This is a genomic window from uncultured Microbulbifer sp. (genome assembly GCF_947504145.1).
Classification (GTDB): domain Bacteria; phylum Pseudomonadota; class Gammaproteobacteria; order Pseudomonadales; family Cellvibrionaceae; genus Microbulbifer.
Genome location: NZ_CANNGQ010000004.1, coordinates 370,642 through 396,236, shown reverse-complemented (window position 1 = coordinate 396,236; position 25,595 = coordinate 370,642). Strand labels below are relative to the sequence as shown.

The window sequence follows — 25,595 nt, the reverse complement described above, 5'->3', positions numbered from 1 at the left end:
GGTGATGAAATTGGTTTTCCGTCTGCTTGCATTTGTAGTTTCAGTATTATTTTTCCAGCAGGCGGCAGCCAACGAATTGTTGATCAGCGCCGGCGGCGGTCCGCAGCCGGACTCCCCGCAGACCAACCGAACCTACGGCATCGATTACTCCTTCAAAAAATTCGAAAAAAGCCACCGTCAGCATATCCACCTGGGGGTGAGCTACACCCGCGTGGAAACCGATGCGGACGAGCACAAATCCTTTCACGCGGTTTCCATTTATCCACAGCTGAATCTCTACCCGCGCAAACAGAGCTGGGGCCAGCCCTACTTTTTTGTGCGCGCCCTCGGCCCCAGCTATATCAGCAGCAACCAGCTGGGCAATCGCCACCAGGACAACAACTTCGCCTTTCAGGCCCAGGTCGGCTACGCCGCCCGCATCAACTGGCAGTCCCGCGAGGATCTGGTGGTGATGGTCTCCTGGAAGCACTTCTCCAACGCCAACCTGTTCAGCGACAACGACGGTATTGATATGCCGTTTGTGATCAACGTGGGCCTGAATTTTTAGCTTCCTACCGGCCCATCAAAAAAGCCCCGCATTGAAACAATGCGGGGCTTTTTTGATGGGCCGGAGATAAAAATTATCTCACCAGGTTCTTCGCAATCGCATGGTCAAGGTTGTTGACCCAGCGGTTGTAGTTCCTGTGAATGGTATTGCGGCCACTGTTGTAATCCAGCAGATAGCTGTCTTTATACGCGATGCTATAACGCTCGGCACTGTAATTGATTACCGCCGTGGCGCGGTGCTTGCGCACGGCGATGGAAGCATCAATTTCACCGGGCTTCACCTCGCGGCAAACCCAGCCCTTGTCGATACAACCGGCCTGGATTGCGTTAGCGACGGTTTGAGCGGACTGCGGTTGGCCGTCCAGACGGTCGGGCACCGGTCTATCATATACATTCATTAGTGGATGGCTGGTACATGCGGCCAAAACCGCAGAGATACCGCCAATCACCAACAAGTTGCGCAACTTCTTCATATAACCTCCGGACTGATCAAATACCATCGGTGGCCTTCAGGCTCTGACGTTCTTGCTCTTCGGCGTCTTTAGCCTGCCACTTGGTGTAGTAAGCGTCTTTCTTCTTGTTCACGCTCGCCGCATTATTTTCCGCCCAAAGAATCGACTGCTGGGAATTTTCCACCAGTTTGGTACCCGTAACCCAGCCGCCGAACTCATCAGAAGCCGTGCTGAATTTGCCTTCGCCATCTTTACGTACCGGCTGGAAGCTGAAACGGGCTTTCCAGGCGCCCATACGCGGGGTGACCATGGCGTAGTAAGTTTTGCCTGCTTCCAGGTCGGCGCGCATGAAATCTGCGGCTTCGGACACCACCATAAAGGTGTGCTCACCGGGCTCAACCTCGCGGGAAACCTTGGTGCCATTGGCCATGATGCCGATGAACTCGTTACCGTTTTCGGTCACTTCGAATAGGGACGCATTGATTGCGGAGCCGACGAAGGAAGAGCGCATGAAAACAACCTGCGCCTTGCTCGGGTCCGGTGCGGTTAGAGTCTGGTTGGTGCTGGTGACCATGGGGCTGCCGGCACAGGCCGCGAGCCAGATTGAAGAAAAAACAAACAACAGTTTGAAGCAACGGAACATCCGGATGTCTCCTGATTTTTATTGGTAGAACCAGTAAGTTTGACAAAAGTCCCGCGTAAAAAACAGCTTCTGGTTGAGAGGTATCAGTCGAGAACTGATCTGTATGATTTACGGTCTATCTGGTTGCCGGACAACCACTGACGTGCGTAACTTCTCCCCCCCAAATATGGACATTCGGGTTATATCATCGCGAGCGATAGGAAGGTACTGGCTATCCAGCGGGTTATCTTCGTCATCCACGTCTGGGTCGTGCAGATAAAAGCACTCATCGTCCACCCCTGTCAGCGTGACCCAGTGGGGTACTTTTTTACCATCAAGCCGGTAGGTACTGATCAGCATGATGACCAGTGCTCCGTCTTCCAGCCACTGCTGGCACTGCTCCTGGCTAAAGTCTTCCGTCACCACCGGCAGGCCCGATAGCGCGGCTTGTTGACGATAGTCTGCATCGACCTGTTCGATCACCGACTTCTTCCTCGCGCTGCGCACACTGTGTATAAACAGCGGTCCGCTCTGGTTGACGTAGACGGCACAATCGAAGCCCCGCTTCTGCATGGCGAGCGCCAGCCCAATGGGATGACAGCCACCGGTACCGGACGTCATAAAGATGGTGGTGGCTTCCCGCCACAGCGCCAGTTCATCGGTGGCGTTGGGTTCGTAGCGGGCGTCCAGCCCCGCCATGGCCATCATTGCGGCGGCCGGGCCACAGGTAAAATCGGTGCGCTGGCCGTACCAGGGGACTTCCAGTGTGTGCAGGTTTTCTGGCCGGTAGCGGATGCGTTTTTGCATACGCAGGGCATTGCCGGCATCTTCATAGTAATTGGCGTAGCTGCCAAAGGTGCGGTACCCCAGCTGCTGATACAGGGCGATGGCGGCACGGTTGGCTTCCGCCACCTCCAGGCGCATATACAGCCGACCACTGCGGCTGCTGGCATCCTCCGCAGCACTTAACAGGGCTTTGCCAATGCCCTTGCCGCGGCCGGCGGGGCCAACGGCGATGGAGTAGAGCCGGGCAAGCCGAGTTCCTCTGCGCAGCAGCACCAGGGCGTAGCCAAGCAACTGGTCAGTTGCCTCGGCCACGAGGAATACCCGGTTTTCTGCGCGTACCCAGTGGCGCAGACGGCGGCGACTGAGGCGGTCTCCGGCAAAGCTTTGTTGCTCGAGGGAAAACAGTGCATCGACGTCGCATTCTACGGCGTTACGTATCTGAAAATCGAAGGGAGCGGGGTTGGGCATGGCGGGTGGAATCACCGGGGCAGGGCACCGCGAAAGTGCGGCCAGTGCACGTTAGCAAACCGCTTGAAAAAAACCAGCATTGCACAGGAAAAAATAATAGGCAGCAGGCGAAAACTCTTCTATCTTTCGCCAATCCGATGGCCAGGTCTGACCGTCCGTACACCCTGTGTTTTAGTCTCAACCTTCCCTTCATTGCCATCCGGCAACCACTGAGGCGCATCATCTATCCATGTCCCAGGTCCTGATTGTGATCGACGAGCCCGACGATTGGGCTCCCTACTACCCGAGCGAGCGGGTTATTACCTTTGCCGATTATCTGGCCTTGCCGGCCCGTGCTCAGCAGCGGGTGCGGGTGATCAACCTGTGCGCCAACTACGACTATCGAAGCGAGGGCTACTACTGTTCCCTGTTGGCCGAGGCGCGCAGCCACAATGTGCTCCCGAGTGTGCGAACGCTGAATGATTTGTCCCTGCCGCAGCTGTACAAATTGCAGCTGGCGCAGGCCATGCCATCGTTCGCGAAGCTGCCACCACCGGTGCCGGGTGGAGAGTGGGTGATCAAGTCCTACTTCGGCCGTTGCTCTGAATCTGCGCTGCAGCCGCTGGCACGGGTGCTGTTTGATCGTTTTGCCTGCCCGGTACTGGAGATCCGTCTGCAAGCCAATCCCCGCTGGGAAGTGGCGGAATTGAAAATTTGTTCACACCGGGATCTCAACGAGGTTGAGGAAACAGAATTTGCCGAAGCTCTGGATAACTTCAGCAACAAGGTGTGGCGCCAGCATAAGAAGCCGAGCAATACCCGCTACGATCTTGCGATTCTGGTAAACCCGGAGGAAAAGCTGCCTCCTTCCGATAGTGCCGCCATCAAAAAGTTTGTCGGCGCCGGGCGTGAACTTGGGTTGTCTGTTGAGCTGATCGGCCCGGAGGATTTCATGCGGCTGTCGGAATTCGACGGGCTGTTTATCCGTGAGACTACTGCGATTGATCATCACACGTATCGCTTCGCCAAAAAGGCAGAGGCAGAGGGGCTCGTGGTCCTGGATGATCCCACCAGTATTCTGCGTTGTACCAACAAGATCTATCTGGCGGACCTGTTCAATACCCACAAAGTACCGGCACCGCGCACGCGCATTCTGCGCCGTGGCGATGAGGCGGGGCTGCAGGAAGCGGTAGCGGAGCTTGGCTTGCCAATGGTGGTGAAGATTCCGGACGGATCCTTCTCCCGTGGTGTAGTGAAAGTGACCTCGGAAGCGGAGCTGCACGATAAGCTCGAAGAGCTGTTCGCGGAGTCCAGTCTTCTGCTCGCTCAGGAATTTTTGTACACCGAGTTCGATTGGCGTATCGGTGTGCTGGACAACAAACCACTATATGCGTGCCGCTATTACATGGCGAAGAACCACTGGCAGATCTACAACCACGGCAACAAGAAAACCGTCAGCGGTGGCTTTACCACGTTGCCGACGTTTGAAGTGCCGAAGCCGGTATTGCAGGCCGCTCTGAAGGCGACAAAACCGATCGGCCGCGGATTCTACGGGGTGGATGTGAAGGAGTCGGCAGGTAAGGGGTATGTGATTGAGGTGAACGACAACCCATCTATCGACAGTGGGGTGGAAGACAAATATCTCGGCAAGGAATTGTATCGCTTGATTCTGCAGGAATTTATTCGTCGGCTGGACGCGCGCAAGGCGGGTCAGCAATAGACCGAGACAAGGCAGGCTCCTGGCAGCGCGGAATCAGGGCGCCTGCCGGCACAACTCCAGCCAGCGCTCGATACCCTTGCTGCGGTACTTCTGCCGGTGCAGCACAAAGTAGAACTCGCGGCTGAAATCCCGCTGTGGCACCGGTAGCTCCACCAGTGCGCCTCGGCGGAAGGCGTCTGTCAACGATACCCGGGAAAGGCAGCTGATCCCGAGGCCCGCTTCTACGGCACGCTTGATGGCCTCAGTGTGCTGCAGTTCAAGTCGGATGTTCAGCTCCGGCAGAAGGCCCGCCAGCGCACGTTCGAAGGTCTGGCGGGTGCCGGAGCCTGTTTCCCGCAGGATCCAGGTGGCTTCGCGCAGGTCTTCATCGCTCAGTTGCGCGCGTTTGGCCAGGGCGTGATCCGGTGCACAGAACACCACCTGTTCATCGTCCCGCCAGGGAATCATTTCCAGATCCGGATGATTGAGCTCCCCCTCGATCAGCCCAAGGTCCAGTTCGAAGTTCAGGACCCGTTGGGCAATGGCTGCGGTATTGGCCACTTCCAGCTCAACCCGTGCGCCGGGTTGCTCCTCCATGTAGCGGGCCATGATATCGGCAGCGAGGTAATTGCCGATGGTCAGGGTGGCGCCAATCTTCAAGCGCCCGAGGTCCCCGTGTGCCTGCAGACTGACCTCCAGTTCCCTTGCGCGCTCGAGCAGTTCTTCAGCTCTCGGCCAAAGTTGCCGCCCTAGCTCATTCAAGCGCAGGCGTTTACCGGTACGCTCAAACAGTCGCAGGTCAAACTGCTGTTCGAATTCTTTTAGTGCGGTAGAAGCCGCAGACTGTGACATGTTGAGACTTTCCGCAGCACGGCTCACGTTTTGGAAGTGCGCGCACGCGAGGAAGACTTCTAGTTGACGCAAGGAATAGCGCATGGAATTACTCGAAACGATATTTACCACAGACTAAGCGCTGCGTTTTATGCATTCTCCAATTAATGTAGAGGAACAGCAAATGCGTTGATCCGCCCCTTGTGGGGAACGACTGAGGAGAGAAAACCTCAGCCACTGTCCGCTTAGTCAAAATGGGGCCAGGCGGCACCCGCTGGATATCAGAACGCGCGCGCAGAACTCTGCATAAGTATGCCAAGAGGACGTTATTTATTATCACAACTAACAGCTTTCGGGCACAGTTTGTGCAGTGAAAAAGCAGACGCGCGGCAAAAGGGCATTGCTGAGCTCGTGGATGAATTTGATGCCAAATTCATTAAATGTAGAACAATCTTTTATTTTGTCCTAGTAAATTGGTAAAGTGTGAAGTTCGTCCCACCGAGGACGTGTTTTTAGTTTTGGCGGCATTGCCGAAAATCGGCCTGTCTCGAAATGGTGCGTAGCTTAAACCTCAGCACCACGAGACGGCATAGCTCACAGCAGCCGTGCGGCTGAATGAGCCAAGTAAATGGATTTACTGAAGAGGGTTCACCAGCCACTGGAGAACTTTTTGTGCGAGAACAGGGATATGTCTCATCAGCCCAGAACAGATTTTGAGCCACAGGCGAGCCTTACACTGGATTCGCCAGTATTTGTCATTGGCCCGCTGCGCTCCGGATCTACACTCCTTCGATTGCTCCTTGATCACCACCCCAACATTCACATGTTTGGGGAGTTTGAGGGTGCTGTTTCTCAGGCTCGCGGTGATCAATGGCCGGATCTTGAAGACTACTGGCGTTTTGTCAAAACTGACCGGCAAACAGGTGCCATGCACCTGCAGATCAACCATGCATTGGATTACCCGGCATTAATCGAAGACTTTCTAAGACAACTTTACCTCAGAAATCCCCAACCTGTGATTGGTGCATCGATCCACTCGCGTGTTGATCTGTTACCTCGGCTCTGGCCTAACGCGCGGTACATACACCTTTACCGCGACCCAAGAGATGTCGCCCGCTCGTGTATTGGGATGGGGTGGGTAGGGAATGTCTACGAGGGCGCGAAAATATGGTGTGAATTTGAAAGGCGACGTGAACTGTTGAGGTCGCGGGAGCAGCCTGGCAAGGCCATCGGCGTTTCTTACGAAAAACTTGTAGAAAATCCTGTAAAGGAACTGTCAAGACTCTGTGAATTCCTTTCCCAGCCTTTCGAGGCAGGCATGCTCCAACTAGAGCGCGACACTACCTACAGTTGCCCATCAAAAAAGTATGCTGAACAGTGGAAATCAAAATTATCCAAACGGGAAATACGCTGGATAGAATTGCAAGCCGCTGAGCAGATGCTGGTGCAGGGCTATCAACCAGTGGTAGAAAACTCTGACCCGCTAACACTAAAAGAAAAAATCGCAATAAAAATTCAAAACAGAGTCTATCGAGTCAGCTACAACATTAAAAAGTGGGGATTTATTTTGTGGATTCAACATGTTCTATCTCGGCGTACAGGAGTTCGCCAGTGGATCGAATATGTGAAACATAAAACCAATACTATTGATCGTTCATTGTTAAAGTAATCGGGGAGCTCACACGAATGGATACGCCGGTAGCCAATCAATTGGCCGTAATCATCGTAAACTACCGAACGCCCGAATTAGTAAAAGACTGTCTAGAATCCCTGCTCCCTGAGGTTGATCGACAGAATGCCCGCGTTATCGTTGTCGATAATGCGTCTGGTGATAAATCGCTTGAAAAAATAGCGGAATGGCTTTCGGTACAAAAGACTTCGTATCGCGAAATAACAAGCCTGGTGCAATCAGAGGTAAACGGTGGTTTTTCAGCTGGTAATAATCTAGGTATGCGGATAGTAAAGCCAGAATACTATCTTTTACTAAATAGCGACACGCTTGTGCGACCCGGCGCTATAAATACACTGTTGCAGTACATGGGAGAGAATCTGGACGTAGGCGCGGTAGGCCCACGACTGGAATACCTCGATGGCACTGCGCAGATAAGTGCATTCCGGAAGTGTGGTGTAACCAGTGAATTTATTCGTGGAGCACAACTCAACGTAGTCAAAAAACTGTTTTCTCACAAGGATGTATCTGTTCCTCTGACAGATGCTCAATCGAAAATTGACTGGGTTAGCTTTGCTTGTGTGATACTTCGTGCGGAAGCGGTAGCGCGTGTCGGTTTCATGGATGAAGAATTCTTCATGTACTTTGAAGACATCGAATACTGCAATAGGCTCAGCGCCGCTGGATACAAAATTGCTCAAACGACTGATGCCAGAGTAGTGCACCTAAGGGGTGGGACGTCACCTGTAAAAGCGAACAACGCAAAGTGTAAGAGACTGCCAAAATACTTTTATCAATCGCGCACGCGTTATTTTTGTCTATTAGGCTCAAAGCTCACTTTCCTCGCGGCGAACCTTGCATGGCTAGGCGGGCGAATACTCAGGTTTACCAAACTTCTCAAAAGCCGAAGACCAATACATTCGATACCCCGTGAGTGGGCGGATATCTGGACAGGTGTATTTAGAAATCATAGACCAGTATTACAGCCTCGTGCCAAGCCCGCGAACGAGGCAGTAAGCGTATGAATATATCAGCTGACGTCGCCGTAGATGCCGAGAGAAAAAAACCGGATTTCATCATCATTGGCGCCATGAAATGCGCAACGACCACACTGTATGATCAGCTGAACCAGCAGTCGGGCATTTTTATGCCGGCACTAAAAGAGCCAAATTTTTTTAGTGACGATGAGCAGTACAGCCGTGGCGTGCAATGGTACGAAGAAATTTTCTCTGGTGCGCGAGCGGGCGATCTTGTTGGTGAAGCAAGTACACACTATACGAAGTTTCCGACGTACCCGGAGACAATACAGAGAATACGAAAATTATTGCCCGGCGTCAGATTGATATATGTCATGCGTCATCCAATCGATCGTCTTGTATCTCAGTACATTCATGAATGGAGCTGTGGGAATATCAGAGTTGGTCTCGACGAGGCCTTGAAACGACACCCTGAGCTGATAGCCTACAGCCGATACAGCTATCAGCTGCAACCATATCTCGAAGCTTTTGGGGCTGACAATGTTTTGCCTGTATTTTTTGAGAGACTTAAATCCGAACCACAAAAAGAACTGGATAGAGTGGCTAAATTCATAGGGTATCCAGAGTCTGTATGCTGGCACAACGAAATTGCACCAAAAAATATATCGAAAGAAAGAATCCGGCGTTTCCCATTCTATGAATTCATACTGCAAAACAAATTTATGTCTAACTTGCGGCGGACACTGGTCCCGAAAGTAGTAAGAAACTTGGTTAAAAAAACGCTCCAAATGAATGAGCGACCAAGACTCAGTGATGACTCCCTAATCCGGCTTACAGAAATTTTTGATCGAGAACTAATGAGCATTGGCAGTGCGCTTGGTGTCGATCTGAATGTCGAAAATTATGTCGAGATGGTGACATCACGGCAGCTGGAATGGAGCTGCCAAAGTTATAGTCCAGAGCTCAAAAGAACCAATAAAGCGGTACTTATGTGAGTCAAAATTTCATGCAAAAGAAAGAGCTCGCTGAGGACCCATTAAGACTGGGTTTTGTAGTAATTGGAAGAAATGAGGGCGATCGACTTAAAAACTGCCTTCGTTCAATTGTAGATGCTGGCAGATCGTTAGGAGAATGCCACCTCGAAAATTCAATTGTTTATGTTGATTCAGGTTCCCATGATGGCAGCGTTGAATTTGCCCGAAACCTTGGCTGCCTTGTAGTTTGTCTCGATTCAACAATTCCTTTTACGGCGGCTCGGGCGCGTAACGCTGGTTTTAAGCATTTACTTCAAAAAAAACCAGTAACGAAATTTGTACAGTTTATCGATGGCGACTGTACGCTGGAGAAAAATTGGTTATCTACGGCTCTCGATTCTATTTCCGAGCAGCATGATGCGGCGGTTGTCTGTGGTCGCCGTAGAGAGCTGTTTCCGGAAAAAAGTATCTACAACCTTCTTTGTGATATGGAATGGGATACCCCTGTTGGGGAGACTAATGCCTGCGGAGGCGATTTTCTCGCGCGGAGGGATGCCCTCGAAAGTGTGGGCGCATTTTGCGAAGAACTTATTGCCGGTGAAGAACCGGAAATGTGCTACCGCCTTGCCGACAAAGGCTGGAAGATATACCGAATAAATTGCGCAATGACTGCTCACGATGCCGCAATTGACAAGTTTCGGCAATTCTGGCTGAGAAGCAAACGATCAGGGCACGCTTACGTAGAACGCTGCACAATACACGCGACAAGGAGCTCCCCATATTGCGTACGGCCCGTGGTAAGTATTATCGTCTTGGGAGCGATTCTGCCGTTGATTATTATACTCACGAGCATATTCAGCTTTAAATTCGCTGTGGCTCTTGTGCTAATCTACTTGATATTAGCCGTAAAGATTTCCCTCGCAAAATACAGGAAATATAAAGATATATACGCAGCGTTTTATTATGGCCTGCTGACAACCGTTGGGAAGTTTGCCCAGTTTTCTGGTGTATTACAGTTCATCTATAGGCGTGTCCATAGATCAGAATCCAGGATTATCGAATATAAATAAAATGAAAAAATCAAGTATATTGTCAGGTAATATTCAGGATTCTGAATTTGATATCGGCTGTTGTGTGCTGAATGATATATCACTCGAGTCGGTAAAAAAAGTAATAAAGGACTTTAGTGCGGATGATATTCCGCACTATGTGGTTACGCCGAACATTGATCATTTGCAGCGTTTATTGATCAGTCCCGAGAGGGATCGACTGGAGAAGGTATATCGCGGCGCAAGCCTTTCGTTATGCGATAGCCGGATTCTTGAGGCCCTATTAAATATAAATGGTTACCGTATTAGTGAGGTAATCACTGGCAGCGGGCTTACACAGGTGCTATTTGATCAGGTGCTTACTCATGAGGATCGTATCTTCATCCTCGGGGGAGAAGAGCGGGTGATGGAAATAATTCGCGAGCGATATCCAAAGCTCGATATATATCACTACAACCCGGGGATGGGTTTTATCAAGAACCAGGAAGAAATACAAAAGGTTGTGGAGGTTGTACGTGGCGTTAAGCCGAACTATGTTTTTTTAGCTGTTGGCTCGCCGCAGCAGGAATATATGGCGGACATTCTCTCTGCGAAAAAGGCTTATAAAGGAGTTGCCCTATGCGTAGGCGCATCGATGCTATTTCTGGCCGGCATGGAGCAACGGGCTCCCGAATGGCTACAGAGGCTCAGGTTGGAATGGCTGTATCGAATGTCGCAGAGTCCAGTTCGGTTAGGTAAAAGATACTGGAAGAACGCTATCAGCCTGCCTTCCATCCACAAAATGTTGGCGAGCCATTCAGCTTTAAGGCGCTTGTAGGTAAATCGGACCCCAGGGAGGGAAGATGTCTGAAACTAACCGTAGTTACGTGCTTATCTCGCCTTGTCGAGACGAGTCCGAGTATATGACGCGCACGATTGAAAGTGTGGTTTCGCAAACAGTAAAACCAAGCCTATGGGTCATAGTCGATGACGGGTCCACTGACGGGTCGCCAGAGATACTTGCGGATTATGCCGCCCAATATTCCTTTATCAAAGTAATAACGCGTAGAAACCGAGGCTATCGTAATGTCGGCCCAGGTGTTGTCGATGCATTCTACTGCGGTTACGAAGAAATAAATCCAGGCGCTTACCAATATTTATGCAAGCTTGACCTCGACTTGGAATTACCACCAAAGTACTTCGAGACTCTGATTGAGCGCATGGAAAGTAACCGACGATTGGGTACTTGTAGTGGTAAACCGTATAACCTGATAGGCGGCAAGTACATCAGTGAGCGGAGAGGCGATGAAATGTCTGTAGGTATGACAAAATTTTTCCGCACGAAATGTTTTCAGCAGATAGGCGGCTTTGTACGGGAGGTAATGTGGGATGCAATCGATTGTCATAAATGTAGACAGCTCGGTTGGAAGGCGAGAAGCTGGGATCATCCCGACCTTAATTTCCTCCATCTTCGGGTAATGGGCTCAAGTCAGCATGGGGTAATTACCGGTCGTCAGCGACATGGCTATGGGCAATATTTCATGGGTACAGGCATTGTCTATATGTTCGCTACCTGTCTGTTCCGTGCTGTGGAGTATCCATTATTAGCTGGCGGTGCCGCGATGTTTTGGGGATATCTCCGTGCCATGTTTCAACGCAAGAGAAGATATGCTGATGCGGAATTGATAAAACAAATACGGGAATACCAGTGGCATGCATTGTTCTTCGGAAAACGAAGAGCGAGGAACCACATGGAGAAAAAAAACTTACTGAGTTGGAATCCGGAGGATACCAGTATCGGCTCACAGCATCTTTTAAAAAATCAGCAGTTAAAATTGGACTCTTGAAATGGTAGCTGTGAGACAGCCGAGAATAGCTTACTTGGCTCCAGAAATACCCGGGCTTTCAAGTACATTTGTATACAATGAGATTCTGGGGCTTGAGGAAATGGGTATCGAAGTAGTGCCATACTCCCTCCATTCGGTCACAAATTCCAGTGAATCTATAGAAGTCAAGCGCATAGCAAGTAACTGTATCTATTTGTATGAGCGAGGGTTGGTTGAACTTTTAATCGCCCAATTTTCCTGTGTAGCCAGGAGACCACTCGGATACCTAAGGGCACTTAAACTATTAGCCACGGATATATCCCGTCTTGCTAGGCAACCCCGCCGTGCAGCGGGAATGGTTTATCGCTTTCTCGTCGGCGCGAGATTCGCCAATCTCCTGGCCAGCCAACAGGTCGGTGACATCCATTGCCATTTTTCCCACATTGCAGCGGATGTCGCTATGTATGCATCTACAATAAATAGTGGCAAATTTAGTATTACAGCCCACGCAAATGACCTATTTGAGCACGGTTACCTCTTGCGTGAAAAATCTGAAAGAGCGAGTTTTATCGCAACGATCTCGGAATACAACATCAAGTTTCTTGAAAAACTGGGTATTAGCCCCGAAAAGATAAGGTTGGTGCGATGTGGAGTGGATGATACGGCATTCTCTCCTCGTCCTTATAAACCTTTGCCAAAAGTGCCAAGAATCGGTTGCCTGGCGCGGCTTGTGGAAAAGAAAGGCATTGATCTTTTGATTGAAGCGGCCAGTATAATTAAGAAAAAACGCATACCTTTTCAGCTGGTTATCGCCGGGTCAGGTCCGCTTGATTCACAGTTAAAGGAGCTGGCGAAAGGTAAAGATGTTTGGCAGGAGACTGATTTTTTGGGGGAAATATCTCACGACCAAGTGGCCTCCTGGTATGATGAAATTGATGTTTTTGTGTTACCTGCGAAGAAAGACTCTAACGGGGACATGGATGGAATTCCCGTTGTGCTGATGGAGGCAATGATGCGGCGAGTGCCCGTCATCTCGACGAGTGTCTCAGGGATTCCTGAATTAGTCCGAGATTGTGAAACAGGTCTGATTGCGAATCCCGACCCCCAATCTCTAGCGAACACAATTTCTCATTTTTTAAACGATAGTGAAAAAAATATTATAGATAGACTGGACAGTGCTGAAGCTCTCATAAGATCTGAATTTAAGTTGAGTGACAATACTCGCAGACTGGCAATTTTTAAAGGTCTGGAAGTCAGGTCAGTTAAAATATCGAGCGTGACCACGTCGTGCCAAATATATTCGCCCAGCTAAGTTTACTCATTTGGCCGCTAATAGCATTTCTGTTATTTAAGCGACTCAGTCCTTTGGTTGCTACCTTTTGGACAATTGTCGGTGGATATCTATTTCTACCCGTAAAAGTCAGTTTTGAGCTTCCTTTGGTTCCAAGCCTGAACAAAGAATCGATTTCTGCGATTAGCGCATTGATGGGATGTGTCCTGGTTGGAAAGATACGGATAAATCAGCTACCTCAGAGCACATGGGCGAAAATATTGCTTGTCGCGGGCCTGTTGTTTCCCATTGCGACGGTTTTAACCAACAGAGAGCCGGCATTCAACGGGGAATTCTATATCCCGGCAATGCCTTTTAAAGAAGTCATTACTCTGACTTTAAATCGATACATACTCCTTATCCCACTTTTGCTTGGCGCGCTTCTTGTACGGAACCTCAACGACGGTATCACAGTGCTGAGGCACGTCGTTTTGGCGGGAGTAATCTACTCGCCATTTATCATTATCGAGGTTGTTCTGAGCCCTCAACTACATACGTGGATATATGGATTTTTCCCGCACTCATTCGCGCAACAAATACGTTTTGGAGGCTATAGGCCAGTTGTCTTTATGGGGCATGGTCTTCTTGTCGCTAATTTCGCAGCAATTGTTCTGGTCGCCGCGGTGGGGCTTTGGAAAGCAAAGCAAAGAGTTCTTTATTTTCCGAGCATTTTCTTCGTGTTTTATTTGGCGCTTATTTTAGTTGTCTGTAAAACCGTGGGCGCCTGGATTCTCGGAATACTTGGTGCTGCAATATTGATATTCACCAGCTCAAAAATGGCGGTTCGAATAGTATCTGCAATGGCGCTCTTTATATTCTTATATCCCATAATGTCTATTTTTGGCTTCGTACCTAGGGAGTGGCTCGTCGAGACCGTGAGTGGAATTTGGCCGGATAGGGCACTAAGCCTGGCATTCAGATTCCACCATGAGCAGATGATGCTCGAGCATAGTCTTGAGAAATTTATGTTCGGTTGGGGTGGGTGGAACAGAAATCGGGTGTTTGGTTCAGTTACAGACGGATATTGGATCATCGTCTTGAGCAAATATGGGCTCGCCAGCTACGCGGTATTGCTTGGCCTCCCCCTGCTGGCTGTGTTAAGCGGAGCTCGCGTCCTCAAAAAAGTAAATAATAGAGTTGGTCAGCGAGTAGCCGCCGCATATTGCGTAATTATTTGCCTGATGATGGTTGATCAGATTCCTAATGCTTCTCAAGACAGTTGGGTTTTATTTATTTATGGTTGTGCAATCGGCTTGTTTGTCCCATTAAAAACCGCCATTAAAAAAGACTCCGTGGTAAAAAGTAAAAAACCTCAGGTATTTGAGCGTGCTTGATATTTTCATTATTCGTCGCGGGCAATAGGCGTTCAAAGGTATTCTCAATATGTTTTAGCAGTATCAAGTTTCCTACCCCTTCCACGGGTATCATCGGCGAGGCAGTTATTTACACTCGCCGCACTTATGACCATTCCGCATCACTAAGTCAAAAATCCGTGAATTGCTTCCTGCCACAAATTTAACGGTCAGAGCTAGTGATCACGTTTGGCGCCTATTTGATTGACCAATGGGTATTCGGTCAAACCATTAAAAATAGCCTTGTGAATTGCTGAACCAGTTAGACGTAGATAGTGCTTCGGCTATCGGGTAAGTCATCAAAATAGAGCAAACTTATCGTTAGCAAAAATATGAATTGCTTCCTGATATTTACTGCGAAACAGGGTAATTTTTACACATCTTAAGTGAACTGGCACAAAACGTGCGGGTTTAGTTCTAGAAATCGTAATGCTTTAACTATGTGAGTAAGCGGATAAAGCATCTAGGTTACGCATACTAGGTCACACCGGCAGTGTTTAGTCCTCTTATCCCTCATGATGAGCGTACCCGTGTATCAAACTGAACGGGCGCCGCAGCACTGCGTGACTTTTTCTCTGTATCTAGTCAAACATTGAAGCTATTCGGCCACAACACAAAATGTGTGGCGTCGCGGTTGAATCCCATAGGATTAGACCAGTTCAGGAACACCTGTAAACACTCTTGCGCCATGTTAATTGAACAGATGCGCAGCTCCGAGTTACCCGAGGTAGAGGTAAAACCATGTTACGAAGGCTCCGAAATTTAACGCTTTATATATTGATTTCCAGTGTGGCAGTAGGCTGCGGCGGCGGCGGCGGCGGCGGCGGCGGGAAAGGCAAAGGTGAAGAAAACTCCGCGCCCAGAATCTCCCTGGCAGGAGCCTCTGAGGTGTCACTGAGTGTCGGTGGCAACTTTGTAGAGCCCGGCTTTAGCGCCTCGGATAAAGAAGATGGTGGGTTGACTGACCAGGTAGTAACCGAAAGTGACTTGGACACCGATAAAGTAGGTAACTATACAGTCACTTATCGAGTTACAGATTCAGGGGGGCTTTCTGCTGAAAAAACACGGGCTGTGCGTGTGGTCAATGAGTCAGATTCCGGAGATCCCCTTCCGGAAACTACTAATGTGCCTCCTATTGACAGTCTATCCGTAGTTGCATTTTCTGACGCTGGGTACAGCGAGTTGACCCAATTGGCAGAGGGGGCAGTAGTCGACCTTTCGAAAGCTCCAACAAATCAGCTAAATGTGATAGCGACGTCGGAGGACGAGTCGAAGACGGGCAGTGTTCACTTTCTCCTGGATGGACCCGTGTCCATCGATCGTCACGAAAACGTGGCCATCTATACCATGGCGATTGAAAGTGACAATCTACAAATCGATAATGGCGAGTTTCCCCCCGGTGCCTACAGTCTTGCCGTGACTCCCTATGCCGGCCCAGACAAAACCGGGGAGGAGGGGAATAGTCAAATAATCAATTTTACCGTTATAGATGGGGAAGATGGCGGGCCTCAGTTAACGGTGCCAGCAATCGCTGCGATTGACTTTGTCACTGTTGATAGTGAAGATAACATTTTGGTGTTTGAATCAAGGCTTTCTAATGGCGACGTAATAGACTTAAACACGCTTTCTTCAGACCTATATAATTTCGTGGCCGAGCCAGTCAATGATGAGCTCACCAGAAGTGTTGCGTTTACCCTCCGTGAAAAAGGCCTGAACGACTTAATAATAGATCGCTATGAAAATACACTGGCATACACTGCTGCCCATGGCGGTGAGCACTTAAGTGTCAGCTCATCAGTCCTGCCATCCGGCGACTATGTGCTGACGGTTACGCCCTATTCAGAGAAAAATAAAGAGGGTGAAGCCGGCAAGCCGTTTGTACTCGAGTTTAGTATCGTCGGATTTAGCGAATCTGCGATCTTCGCTGCTAACGATTTCTATCAGATGCAAATGGGCGGCACACTCGAAACATCAGAGCGCAATGCTGTCTTCAATAACGACACTGTTGATCGGAATAGCGCGACATTCACAGTATCTGTGGAACCTAAATCTGGGAGCATAGAAATGGATGCTACAGGGATGTTCTTGTATCAGCCCAATCCTGAGTTTACAGGGACGGATCAATTCGTGTATGAGATTCGCCAAGAATCGGAGGTCGCGAAAGCAACAGTTTCAATCGAAGTGACTGACCCGATCAGTGCTGGTAACCCCCCGCAGTACACGAGCGAAGGCTTCACAATGATCATGCCCTCGACTGACTCGCGGGTGATCTATGTGAGTAACTCGTCTGGTAGCAATACTAACAGTTGCCTTTCCGAGAGTTCGCCGTGTAAGACTATCCAGGCGGGTATTGAAAAGATGCGTGTGGGCTACCCGGATCATATCTATCTCAAGCGAGGAGACAGCTGGAACACTGGAAACATCAAGATACCTAACGGCAAGTCGGCAGATGAGCCGGCCGTGATGGCTTTCTATGGCGATGGACCACGCCCAAAAATCATCTCATCCGGCAGCCACCTGCGGCACATCCACGGTGACTCTAAATACATCAGCTATATTGGTCTGCATTTTTACGCGTACAAAAAAGACAGATCAAACTCAGGATTTGACCCTGTAGACGACGATACGCTGTCATTTATGGGGCCCAATCATGATATTTTGATCGAAGACTGCCTTATCGATCACACCGAAATCGTAATTCAAGAGTGGGAGGGCAGCAAAGTCGGTGCCTTTACCGTGAGGCGCAATATCTTTACCGGTGCCTACATTTCCGGGACTAGCACCAGCAGGTCACATCGGCCATCAAATATATTTGCTAAAGGTGTCGAGCAATTGACCATCGAAGAAAACGTGCTCGACTATGGCGGATGGAATCCGGACGTCGCTGGCGCCGGCGCAAATATGTTTAACCACAATGTCTACCTCCAAGCCGGCTCAAACGGGAACAAACTTCTGTTTAAGGGAAATATTTCCGTAAGGGCATCAAGTCATGGTGTACAAATGCGGTCAGGGGGCCTCGCTGAAAACAACTTCTTTGCTCGCAATGCGATTGGCTTGCTCATAGGCTATAACGTCATTGATATTCCGGCAGGAACTCGTGCGTACGCCTATGACAATGTAGTTTCTGAAGGACAGAGCATGCACAAGGGCATCGATGCCTGCTCAGGTAACAATCTCTGTACCGGTGCGCTTTACGGAATCAACCTCGGTGGTGAGCTGGCTGATTTCGTTGCACAGAACAATATTGTTTCCAAGCGCAGCCCCAACGAAACTCAAGACTACTCAACATTGAACATCAAGGGCTTCGCAGTAAGTAGCAATGTTCAAATGTCTGGGAATATCGAGTACAAGTTCGAAGACGGCAATGAAGCGAGCGCCGGCTATCGAGATCCTGAGCGTACGTTAGCGGACTACAACGCTTATCTGGGAGGCGAGAGAAGCTTCGACGCCTTTATGGATGTGGTGAAAGAGCGCCCATTACAGTCCTGGGACGCAAGATATTCAGCGCCAGCCATTAATGACTATCTAAGAGAAGGCTTCCTTATCGACTGATCCCTCAAAGCCCCGACCCACAATCGGGGCTTTTTTTATCGGCCCATCTCCACTTCTTCGCTATTGTCAAACTCTGGATCTGGCACGCCAAAAAGATGATATTGGCGACAGTTCTGGCTGCCCTATCCGTCGCTGTTTACACCCCATTAATGTTAGAATGAATCCTAATAAACAGTGCCGTATCTCACCTTCTACTCACGCTTTCAGGGAACGATAACATGATGAGTTGGTCTTTGGCTTTGGCAACTTATGAACGCAGGGAAGTACTTGAACAATGCGTTCGCTGTGTGCTTGCTCAAACTTTCCTCCCAAAGGAAATTGTAATTGTTGATGGCAGTCGGCTTTGGCACGAAAACATGGTGGCGGTGGAGTCGCTTCTGCAAAGCGTACCTGCTATAAAACTTGTATATGAAGAGGCACTAGTGCGCTCCGCTGCGGCACAACGCAACCAGGCCGCTGACCGTTGCACTGCGGAGGTATTGTTTTTTATCGACGATGATACATTAATGTATCCAGATTGCGCCGAGCGGATCATGGAGGTCTATAACGCCGATAAAAATAAAATGATTGCAGCTGTTGCCGGAGCAAACGTGGCCGAAAGCCCGCTGAATTGCTCCAGCTCAAGTGAGGCGACTCCCCTATCTTCGAGCCCCGGGGGAGGGGTACTAAAAAAGGCGGCGCGTTCTGTTTTAAAAGCGAACGATCGGTTTTTGCCCTACGAAGACAAATTTCCCAGCCACGACGTTCCCCAGTTTTTAACAGACTTCAATGTTGCATTCTGTCGCACATTGCCTGGATTCTCATTGACGATGCGCAGAAGCATTGCCACGAGAGAAAAATTCGATAACAGGTTGCTCAGGTATTCCGCCGAAGAAGACAGCGATATTACCTACAGAGCCTCAAGGTCTGGATTACTGTTAAAGTCGCTGGATGCGAAACTTCATCACATAGGCTCTCCCGGCGGGCGCTTGAGTACTTATACCACGACCGCACTAACCGCGATAAATCTTGTGTTTTTGCACAGAATCAATAGCCCTGACCTCAAAAGCTCAAAGTTTCGACTGTGGAAGTTTTTATTACGGCGCTCGATGATCGAAGCTGCAAAAGACGTATATTATCGGGACCCACTATTCCCGAGATTTAGGGGGATTATTCGTGGAGTATATTCAATAGGAACACTGCTGAACGCGAACATGCAAAACAGTGTTCAAAAATTCTGCTCGATGCAGGAAAAGCTCGTCCTTAATAAGTAGTTAATTATTGGCAGATATACATATGGGCGTGAAAAAATATAAGGTCCTTATTTTGGCTGAGGCAGCGAATCCAGAGTGGACTAGCGTACCTCTGATTGGTTGGTCTTATACGGAGGCGATAGGACGTGTATGCGACATTCATCTCGTAACACAAATAAGAAATAAAGAGGCTATTGAGCGGCACGGCTGGACTGAAGGCAGGGAATTCACTGCGCTAAATACAGAGTTTATTGCTAAGCCAATAAATATTCTCTCCCGTATCATCCGCGGTGGAGATAAGCTGGCCTGGACCGTGGCCACGGCCTTTCAGTCCTTTATATACCCCTATTTCGAGTACAAGTGCTGGAAAACGTTCTCTCACCGGTTGAAGTCAGGGGAATTCGACGTAGTACACAGAGTTACCCCGGTGAGCCCGACAGCGCCGAGCTATCTCGCTAAAAAATTGAAATCGATCGGTGTTCCGTTTGTCGTAGGCCCTATGAATGGAGGGGTTGACTGGCCAGTGCAGTTCAGCGACCGTAAAAAACAAGAAAAAGAGTGGCTGACAAAATTCCGGCAAGCATATAAATTCCTGCCAGGCTATAAATCAATGCGGAAAACAAGCTCGGCAATTTTAGCGGGGTCTCGAGCGGTCCAGCAGCAGTTGCCGGAATATACAAATAAACAAGTGCTCTATATGCCCGAAAACGGGATAGATACACAAAGATTTGAATTAGGTATCAGGAAGTCTCACGTCAAACACCCCTTGAGGGCAGCATTTATAGGCCGCCTTGTTCCGTACAAGGGCGTTGATATGGCGATTAACGCCATTGAGCATGCGGCTTTAAAGGGTGAAATTTATTATGACATTTTTGGCGCTGGGCCAGAAATGTCGAAGTTACGAGGCCAAATCGAGTCATTAGGGCTGGAAAAAAGCATCACGCTGCATGGCAATGTGCAGCATTCTGAGTTAACCGCATACCTAAAAGATATTGATGTGCTTATTTTCCCAAGCATCAGAGAGTTCGGTGGCGGAGTTATTTTGGAGGCAATGGCATGCGGAATCGTCCCAATTGTTGTTGATTATGCCGGTCCTTCTGAGCTTGTGGATGATAGCTGCGGTTATCTGATTGAGTTGGGTAACCAACAAGAGATTGAAGCCAGGCTGAAAGTATTGATTAATAGAATTATAGATAACCCAGACGATTTAAGTGAGAAAAGTAAACACGGGATATTGAAAGTGAAAGAAAAATTCACTTGGAGTTCAAAGGCTGAAAATACTCTAAGAATATACTCCTGGGTACTTGGGGAGTCTGACAAACCAGAACTTCCGTATTAACTTTCGGATGCTAGCCTATAAGCGCATTTTCAAAAAGCACAATCGAATTTTCCCAAGATACGTTAGTAACAGAACTAATAGAGTGATTTCGCATTATCAGCCTCTCAGCGTTTGTCATAGCAGTTATTTTTTGAATAGAAGTTGATTGGCTCAACACATCATCTACATCGGAAAGATAACCATTTTTGCCAGGCTGAATGTAATCTACGGCACAGCCGGCCTTGGTTGCGATTACTGGACACCCACAGGCGAGAGCCTCAAGAATTGGCAGACCAAAACCTTCTGTACGGCTGCTAAAAATATAACCATCTGACCTGGCATAAGTTTCCCGTATTTGAGATTGGCTTGGGTTCTCCAGTATTGTTACTCCATCTATAGATGCGTTCCTAACTATGTCTTCGCGGCCGAATATTATGAGCTGAATGTTCGGATGTATCTTTTTCGCATGAAGAAATGCAGATATTGTTACGTCGAAACCTTTAAACTTCCGTTTCGAGTACATCGTACAAAAAACTGTACTGCTACTATCTGGCTGCTTATCTGAATAAAACATGGATTTATCGACAGCATTTGGCACCAGCTTAACGTTTGTATCCCCATACTTTTCAGCCATAACCTTAGCCAACCAGTTGGCGATGACGATTTTCTCCATAGGGTAGCGATAGCTGGCCTCGACTTCTCTAATGGGGAAGTGTGGATGTATTTCGTGATGTTGGACAAAGTAGAACTTCTTTCCTTTGCTTTCACGGAGACGATTGACCCAGCTTGCGGTTTTCCACCAGGTCGCTATAACGACGTCAGAATCTGGAATATCGCCGTCCTTAAGTACCTTCTTTCCCGGAAACAGCTTAATACCGACATTCGATAAGCCCGAAAAGTGTGACTTCTCAAGATGTTCTCGGTCACTTTTTTTCTGTGCGATGTTCTTTAGCCACTTTATCGGGTTTCTAGATCGGGGGCGTCCGAACGCGCAGACTATTAAGACCTCGTGCCCTAGAGCTGCGAGGCCCTCCGCGTAAATCGCGACTACGCGACATCCACCCGAATAGTTAGGTTCGGGGTGCAGGAAACAGATTCTCAATGTTGAAGCTCCAGCCTGTATATTTCTTCCATGAATGCAAACTTCAATTTTAAAATGTTTGCTAGCGAATAAAAAACTTGGTTAGCAAAATACTCAACAATATGGCACAAGATTTACAGATAAAAAGCCGCTGGTGCCGCCGTTCAAAAATTTGCAGTGTTAACGCAATGTTAACTGGTAGCGCAGCTCTTCACCAGCGTGCAGCGTCGCCTCATGCAAATAATACCCTTGTAAACGAGAGAGGCGGCGTCCGAATGACGTCAATTTTTTGGCAGAAGGCAGTCCCGCCGAGTATACACAAGTGAATGGTCGTGGAATGAAAGGTAGAGAATTCCCCTGGTGTTTACTAGTTAGTAGCTGGAATACGTTCTGATACTGACTTTATGTAAGCGTGATGGCCTCAGGTTGTTGCAACTCGCCAGCATCAACTGCGTTCGTCAAGAATAGATTGTTGGCACCCTTACGCAGATAGGGATTCAGCTGTATCAGATATTACGATATGCTCATTGTACCAAGTGCGATAGCTTTCCTGGAAGCCATCACTGCCAGTAAATATTTTTTATTCTCAAAGGCATCTAATCCTATATGTGATGCCAATTTTCAAAGGATGTTTTGGTGAAAATCAATGCGGAATGACTTTGCTTTAGTAACAGTTGTGCGTGGCCTCGCCGGATAGCCTGTAAACTCCGATACTAAATCAGGATGATTATGAAGATTTTTGGAATTGGCTTGTCCAAGACAGGAACAAGCAGCTTAACAAAAGCGCTGAAGATACTCGGGTATAAAAATTCAATACACAATCCCTCTCAGTGGTTATCCTTCCGTGACCCAAAAGGACTAACCTTTGACTATTCACAGCTCGATGATGTCGATTCCGCTACCGATATTGAAATTGCCTACTACTACAAACAACTGGACAGGCGTTACCCGGGGTCGAAATTTATCCTCACAACAAGAGATGTCAATGGCTGGCTGAAGTCGTGTGAGAATCATTTTAATGATGTTCTAACCAGTTCTGAGGCTGAGAAGCAATTGCATAAGGCGCTTTACGGTAGTTCGGTTTTTAATAGAGAGCGTTTCCGATCGGCGTACTCTAATCACGTAGATGACGTCCTTGACTACTTTCGCGACCGAGATAGTGACTTACTTGTGCTCCCAATTGGGTCCGATTCCAAAATGACCCTGCTGGAAGATTTCCTGGGTATAAAAGGCGGTAGCCATGCTTACCCTGCTGCCAACAAGGCCTTCCCGCTACCTATATGGGTTAAATCGAGATTAAGACGGTTTCCGTTACTGATGAAACTTCGGAATCAGTTTAGGTAGAGGGTGCTCGACGTATAGTCAGGCCAACAAGTGCGAGTGTTGACCTGCAACTGTATATCTGCTTAATAGATATATATCATCAGATTGTTCTGTTAGTCGAATAATGTGGCTAAAGGTAGAATACACGTATTATCTAAGGTAGTTAGTGGTTCTAAACATATGTCAAATCTGAATAAAGAAACGGTACTCGAAGTCCATCATTGGAATGAAACCCTGTTCAGCTTTAAAACCAGTCGCGACCCGGGGTTCCGTTTCGAGAACGGTCACTTCACCATGATTGGGCTCGAGCAACCGAACGGCCGACCGCTTTTGCGTGCTTACTCCATTGCGAGTGCTAACTACGAAGATGAGCTGGAATTTTTCAGTATCAAAGTTCCAGATGGCCCATTGACGTCGCAGCTGCAGAAAATAAAGCCGGGCGACGAAATTTTTGTAAGCCGCAAGCCGACGGGTACTCTGGTAGCGGACCATCTGTTGCCAGGTAAGCGGTTATGGTTACTATCCACAGGAACGGGCTTGGCGCCTTTTATGAGCATCATCAAGGACCCAGATGTTTATGAGCGTTTTGACCATGTCATTCTCGCCCACGGTGTACGGTTTACCTCTGAGCTCGCCTACCAGGATCACATTGAAAAAGAGCTGCCTGAGCACGAGTACTTCGGAGAAATGGTTCGTGAGGGGCTACTTTATTATCCGACAGTAACTCGTGAAGCATATCGCAACAATGGGCGTCTCACCGATCTGATGCTGTCTGGAAAAATCTTTAAAGATCTTGACCTGCCCCAGCCGAATGTGGATGAGGACCGATTCATGTTGTGTGGCTCTCCAGCCATGCTGAAAGATCTCACCTCTATTCTTGATGACTGGGGATTCCGCGAAACGCGTGCGGGGGTGCCTCACGAGTATGTGATCGAGCGTGCATTTGTAGAAAAGTGAAGGTTGAAGTCTGGCTGGGGTGCTCGTCGTAACCTTGGGTAAGGAATGAGCCTTTACGAAGGTGAGCGTAGGCTATCTACGCTCACACACTTTGGCCGCTAATTTTATTTTTTGAAGTCAATTAGTCGGCTAACTGTCGTACAATGTTGGGCTTCGAAAGCGGTTCCGATTATCGGATTCTATGGCCTTCACTATTATTCCATTTGCCATGTCTAAAATAATACGAGATTCATCGCCCCCTATTTTTATCGTCGGGCCGCCTAGGTCGGGCACATCGCTTTTGTCGGCTATAATGGGGAGTCACAGCAGAATAGCGTGCGGGCCGGAGACAGACCTGTTTAAGTGCGTGCCACAGGAAGATGCCAGCCGCATCATATCGGGGCCAAAATGGGTAGAGCAAGTCACCGAGCGACTCGAATGTATATTATACCCAGATGGAAGAAGCCTGATTAGTCATTTTGGGCTGACAAAGGAATCGGTAAGAGATTACCTGTCTACACAAGAACCGTCACCAAAGGCAGTTTATTCAGCAGTCCCCGCTGCCTTTGCTAAAGCTCAGGGAAAAGCACGTTGGGCGGAAAAAACACCCCGACATATATTGTACGTTGAGACTATTCGCAAACTTTATCCTGAAGCCAAAATCATCCGAATTGTCCGTGATCCAAGAGATTCAATTCCCTCGGTAATAAAAAATATTGGGCTTTCTACTTCGCTTATAGGAGAGTTCTACCGGTGGATGACTGTATTCACAATAAGCCATTCGTTTTTTGAGAATGATTTAAATAGTATCACTGTTAGGTATGAGGATCTGGTACAAGATCCCAGCCAAAAAGTGCGGGAAATCTGCAAGTTCTTGGGAGAGAATTTCGAATCATCTATGCTTGATCGGTCTGGTGCTGAGCATGTTCGAGTAGCTTCGGAAACCTGGAAGAATGATATCGACAAGAAAATAAATGACGATAATGTCTTCGGTTGGAAGTTAAATATGGATAACAAAATCGCGAGAGCAGCATCGCTTATATGTTGTGATGCTCTCGAAATACTTGGTTACCCTAATCCAGAAAAGCCCAAACAAGAAATAAATGTTTTTCCGCTCGGTGAAAATTTTGGCGTTGCCAATGAACCACATATTATAGATTGCGCTCAGAAAGGATTTAGGTACACAGCGAGTCCAATTCGTTATCCAGCTAATATTGCGGAGGCCTTAAAACCCCATCCGGATGTTCTACTAGGCGATCTTCCATTAGGGAAAAATACCACGCTAAGATTTTCCCTTTGTTTCCAGGCAATTTGGATAATTGTCCGCAGATATTTCTTGAACAAGCCTGTGACAGTCGATCCAAGTATTCGGCTAGGCGTCGGCACTCTGAGTCAGGTAGTTGGTAAAATTGCTTTGATTTTCGGAAGCCGGCGAACGTTTACGGAATAGTTTAATGCGCACTACATAAACATGGCAGTCTATTACATTGTCAAGTTAGATTTCCTTCACACCACCTACCCTCAACTCTTTCTGTAACGCGACATCGGTGGTGTTAAGGTCATATGCTACTCGGTAGCAGTGAATACGAGCGTCAGAATAGAAGTGCTTCTTGG

The 25,595-nt window shown here is 48.4% G+C and carries 21 protein-coding genes; 16 read left to right on the top strand and 5 right to left on the bottom strand.

Annotated elements, in window-relative coordinates; all coding sequences use genetic code 11:
* The first annotated feature begins 4 nt into the window (after positions 1–4).
* Positions 5–547, top strand: coding sequence for an acyloxyacyl hydrolase (locus tag Q1A74_RS14950; protein ID WP_299598394.1), 543 nt, complete (start codon positions 5–7; stop codon positions 545–547).
* A 73-nt stretch (positions 548–620) separates the two neighbouring features.
* Here the strand turns inward: Q1A74_RS14950 and Q1A74_RS14945 are convergent, their stop codons facing one another.
* From Q1A74_RS14945 to Q1A74_RS14935, 3 genes are all read right to left on the bottom strand, one after another.
* Positions 621–1,019 carry a hypothetical protein gene (locus Q1A74_RS14945; RefSeq protein ID WP_299597919.1) on the bottom strand — a complete coding sequence of 133 codons (399 nt, stop codon included), beginning with the start codon at positions 1,017–1,019 and terminating at the stop codon, positions 621–623.
* Positions 1,020–1,035: 16 nt separating this feature from the next.
* Complete coding sequence (locus Q1A74_RS14940) at positions 1,036–1,641, bottom strand: hypothetical protein (protein WP_299597917.1); 606 nt, start codon at positions 1,639–1,641, stop codon at positions 1,036–1,038.
* A 108-nt stretch (positions 1,642–1,749) separates the two neighbouring features.
* Entirely contained in the window at positions 1,750–2,874 is a 1,125-nt protein-coding gene (locus Q1A74_RS14935; protein WP_299597915.1) for a GNAT family N-acetyltransferase/peptidase C39 family protein, read from the bottom strand.
* A gap of 229 nt (positions 2,875–3,103) precedes the next feature.
* On the opposite strand from Q1A74_RS14935, the gene Q1A74_RS14930 reads away from it, so the two are divergent.
* Positions 3,104–4,573 (top strand): RimK family protein, encoded by a 1,470-nt coding sequence (locus Q1A74_RS14930; RefSeq protein ID WP_299597913.1) that lies wholly within the window; start codon positions 3,104–3,106, stop codon positions 4,571–4,573.
* Positions 4,574–4,606: 33 nt separating this feature from the next.
* Here Q1A74_RS14930 and Q1A74_RS14925 read toward each other — a convergent pair whose 3' ends face one another.
* Complete coding sequence (locus tag Q1A74_RS14925; RefSeq protein WP_299597911.1) at positions 4,607–5,488, bottom strand: LysR family transcriptional regulator; 882 nt, start codon at positions 5,486–5,488, stop codon at positions 4,607–4,609.
* Between the two features lie 523 nt (positions 5,489–6,011).
* Between Q1A74_RS14925 and Q1A74_RS14920 the strand changes: the two genes are divergently transcribed.
* From Q1A74_RS14920 to Q1A74_RS14870, 11 genes are all read left to right on the top strand, one after another.
* Positions 6,012–7,052 (top strand): sulfotransferase, encoded by a 1,041-nt coding sequence (locus Q1A74_RS14920; protein ID WP_299597909.1) that lies wholly within the window; start codon positions 6,012–6,014, stop codon positions 7,050–7,052.
* A gap of 17 nt (positions 7,053–7,069) precedes the next feature.
* Positions 7,070–8,077, top strand: a complete 1,008-nt coding sequence (locus Q1A74_RS14915; protein ID WP_299597907.1) for a glycosyltransferase family 2 protein — start codon at positions 7,070–7,072, stop codon at positions 8,075–8,077.
* The gene (locus Q1A74_RS14910) at positions 8,074–9,024 is read left to right on the top strand and encodes a sulfotransferase (protein ID WP_299597904.1); all 951 of its coding nucleotides are present in this window, start codon (positions 8,074–8,076) and stop codon (positions 9,022–9,024) included. The genes Q1A74_RS14915 and Q1A74_RS14910 overlap by 4 nt, the downstream gene beginning before the upstream one ends.
* Before the next feature lie 11 nt (positions 9,025–9,035).
* Positions 9,036–10,073, top strand: a complete 1,038-nt coding sequence (locus Q1A74_RS14905; RefSeq protein WP_299597902.1) for a glycosyltransferase — start codon at positions 9,036–9,038, stop codon at positions 10,071–10,073.
* A 1-nt stretch (position 10,074) separates the two neighbouring features.
* Positions 10,075–10,869 (top strand): WecB/TagA/CpsF family glycosyltransferase, encoded by a 795-nt coding sequence (locus tag Q1A74_RS14900; protein WP_299597900.1) that lies wholly within the window; start codon positions 10,075–10,077, stop codon positions 10,867–10,869.
* A gap of 25 nt (positions 10,870–10,894) precedes the next feature.
* Entirely contained in the window at positions 10,895–11,878 is a 984-nt protein-coding gene (locus Q1A74_RS14895; protein WP_299597897.1) for a glycosyltransferase family 2 protein, read from the top strand.
* Between the two features lie 100 nt (positions 11,879–11,978).
* Complete coding sequence (locus Q1A74_RS14890; protein WP_299597895.1) at positions 11,979–13,169, top strand: glycosyltransferase; 1,191 nt, start codon at positions 11,979–11,981, stop codon at positions 13,167–13,169.
* Positions 13,145–14,521 carry a hypothetical protein gene (locus tag Q1A74_RS14885; protein ID WP_299597893.1) on the top strand — a complete coding sequence of 459 codons (1,377 nt, stop codon included), beginning with the start codon at positions 13,145–13,147 and terminating at the stop codon, positions 14,519–14,521. Before Q1A74_RS14890 ends, Q1A74_RS14885 begins: the two co-directional genes overlap by 25 nt.
* Positions 14,522–15,280: 759 nt before the next feature.
* The gene (locus tag Q1A74_RS14880) at positions 15,281–18,091 is read left to right on the top strand and encodes an immunoglobulin-like domain-containing protein (RefSeq protein WP_299597891.1); all 2,811 of its coding nucleotides are present in this window, start codon (positions 15,281–15,283) and stop codon (positions 18,089–18,091) included.
* Between the two features lie 218 nt (positions 18,092–18,309).
* Positions 18,310–19,344 (top strand): glycosyltransferase family 2 protein, encoded by a 1,035-nt coding sequence (locus Q1A74_RS14875; RefSeq protein WP_299597889.1) that lies wholly within the window; start codon positions 18,310–18,312, stop codon positions 19,342–19,344.
* A 22-nt stretch (positions 19,345–19,366) separates the two neighbouring features.
* Positions 19,367–20,662 (top strand): glycosyltransferase family 4 protein, encoded by a 1,296-nt coding sequence (locus Q1A74_RS14870; RefSeq protein ID WP_299597887.1) that lies wholly within the window; start codon positions 19,367–19,369, stop codon positions 20,660–20,662.
* 10 nt (positions 20,663–20,672) lie between these two features.
* Here Q1A74_RS14870 and Q1A74_RS14865 read toward each other — a convergent pair whose 3' ends face one another.
* Positions 20,673–21,743: a glycosyltransferase family 4 protein gene (locus tag Q1A74_RS14865; protein WP_299597885.1), complete on the bottom strand. Its 1,071-nt coding sequence runs from the start codon at positions 21,741–21,743 to the stop codon at positions 20,673–20,675.
* 708 nt (positions 21,744–22,451) lie between these two features.
* On the opposite strand from Q1A74_RS14865, the gene Q1A74_RS14860 reads away from it, so the two are divergent.
* The 3 genes from Q1A74_RS14860 to Q1A74_RS14850 all read left to right on the top strand — a co-directional run bounded on the left by Q1A74_RS14860 (position 22,452) and on the right by Q1A74_RS14850 (position 25,431).
* Positions 22,452–23,066 (top strand): sulfotransferase, encoded by a 615-nt coding sequence (locus Q1A74_RS14860; protein ID WP_299597881.1) that lies wholly within the window; start codon positions 22,452–22,454, stop codon positions 23,064–23,066.
* 159 nt (positions 23,067–23,225) lie between these two features.
* Positions 23,226–24,002, top strand: coding sequence for a ferredoxin--NADP reductase (locus tag Q1A74_RS14855; protein WP_299597878.1), 777 nt, complete (start codon positions 23,226–23,228; stop codon positions 24,000–24,002).
* 181 nt (positions 24,003–24,183) lie between these two features.
* Positions 24,184–25,431, top strand: coding sequence for a sulfotransferase (locus tag Q1A74_RS14850; RefSeq protein ID WP_367275410.1), 1,248 nt, complete (start codon positions 24,184–24,186; stop codon positions 25,429–25,431).
* Positions 25,432–25,595 lie beyond the last annotated feature (164 nt).

What these genes read in the sequence shown, in the direction of transcription:
- Q1A74_RS14880 (WP_299597891.1), top strand. Translation starts at nt 15,281, where the DNA reads ATGTTACGAAGGCTCCGAAATTTAACGCTTTATATATTGATTTCCAGT.
- Q1A74_RS14920 (WP_299597909.1), top strand. Translation starts at nt 6,012, where the DNA reads ATGGATTTACTGAAGAGGGTTCACCAGCCACTGGAGAACTTTTTGTGC.
- Q1A74_RS14945 (WP_299597919.1), bottom strand. Translation starts at nt 1,019, where the DNA reads ATGAAGAAGTTGCGCAACTTGTTGGTGATTGGCGGTATCTCTGCGGTT.
- Q1A74_RS14915 (WP_299597907.1), top strand. Translation starts at nt 7,070, where the DNA reads ATGGATACGCCGGTAGCCAATCAATTGGCCGTAATCATCGTAAACTAC.
- Q1A74_RS14875 (WP_299597889.1), top strand. Translation starts at nt 18,310, where the DNA reads ATGATGAGTTGGTCTTTGGCTTTGGCAACTTATGAACGCAGGGAAGTA.
- Q1A74_RS14950 (WP_299598394.1), top strand. Translation starts at nt 5, where the DNA reads ATGAAATTGGTTTTCCGTCTGCTTGCATTTGTAGTTTCAGTATTATTT.
- Q1A74_RS14925 (WP_299597911.1), bottom strand. Translation starts at nt 5,488, where the DNA reads ATGCGCTATTCCTTGCGTCAACTAGAAGTCTTCCTCGCGTGCGCGCAC.
- Q1A74_RS14855 (WP_299597878.1), top strand. Translation starts at nt 23,226, where the DNA reads ATGTCAAATCTGAATAAAGAAACGGTACTCGAAGTCCATCATTGGAAT.
- Q1A74_RS14890 (WP_299597895.1), top strand. Translation starts at nt 11,979, where the DNA reads ATGGGTATCGAAGTAGTGCCATACTCCCTCCATTCGGTCACAAATTCC.
- Q1A74_RS14940 (WP_299597917.1), bottom strand. Translation starts at nt 1,641, where the DNA reads ATGTTCCGTTGCTTCAAACTGTTGTTTGTTTTTTCTTCAATCTGGCTC.
- Q1A74_RS14900 (WP_299597900.1), top strand. Translation starts at nt 10,075, where the DNA reads ATGAAAAAATCAAGTATATTGTCAGGTAATATTCAGGATTCTGAATTT.
- Q1A74_RS14850 (WP_367275410.1), top strand. Translation starts at nt 24,184, where the DNA reads ATGGCCTTCACTATTATTCCATTTGCCATGTCTAAAATAATACGAGAT.
- Q1A74_RS14905 (WP_299597902.1), top strand. Translation starts at nt 9,036, where the DNA reads ATGCAAAAGAAAGAGCTCGCTGAGGACCCATTAAGACTGGGTTTTGTA.
- Q1A74_RS14860 (WP_299597881.1), top strand. Translation starts at nt 22,452, where the DNA reads ATGAAGATTTTTGGAATTGGCTTGTCCAAGACAGGAACAAGCAGCTTA.
- Q1A74_RS14910 (WP_299597904.1), top strand. Translation starts at nt 8,074, where the DNA reads ATGAATATATCAGCTGACGTCGCCGTAGATGCCGAGAGAAAAAAACCG.
- Q1A74_RS14935 (WP_299597915.1), bottom strand. Translation starts at nt 2,874, where the DNA reads ATGCCCAACCCCGCTCCCTTCGATTTTCAGATACGTAACGCCGTAGAA.
- Q1A74_RS14895 (WP_299597897.1), top strand. Translation starts at nt 10,895, where the DNA reads ATGTCTGAAACTAACCGTAGTTACGTGCTTATCTCGCCTTGTCGAGAC.
- Q1A74_RS14930 (WP_299597913.1), top strand. Translation starts at nt 3,104, where the DNA reads ATGTCCCAGGTCCTGATTGTGATCGACGAGCCCGACGATTGGGCTCCC.
- Q1A74_RS14870 (WP_299597887.1), top strand. Translation starts at nt 19,367, where the DNA reads ATGGGCGTGAAAAAATATAAGGTCCTTATTTTGGCTGAGGCAGCGAAT.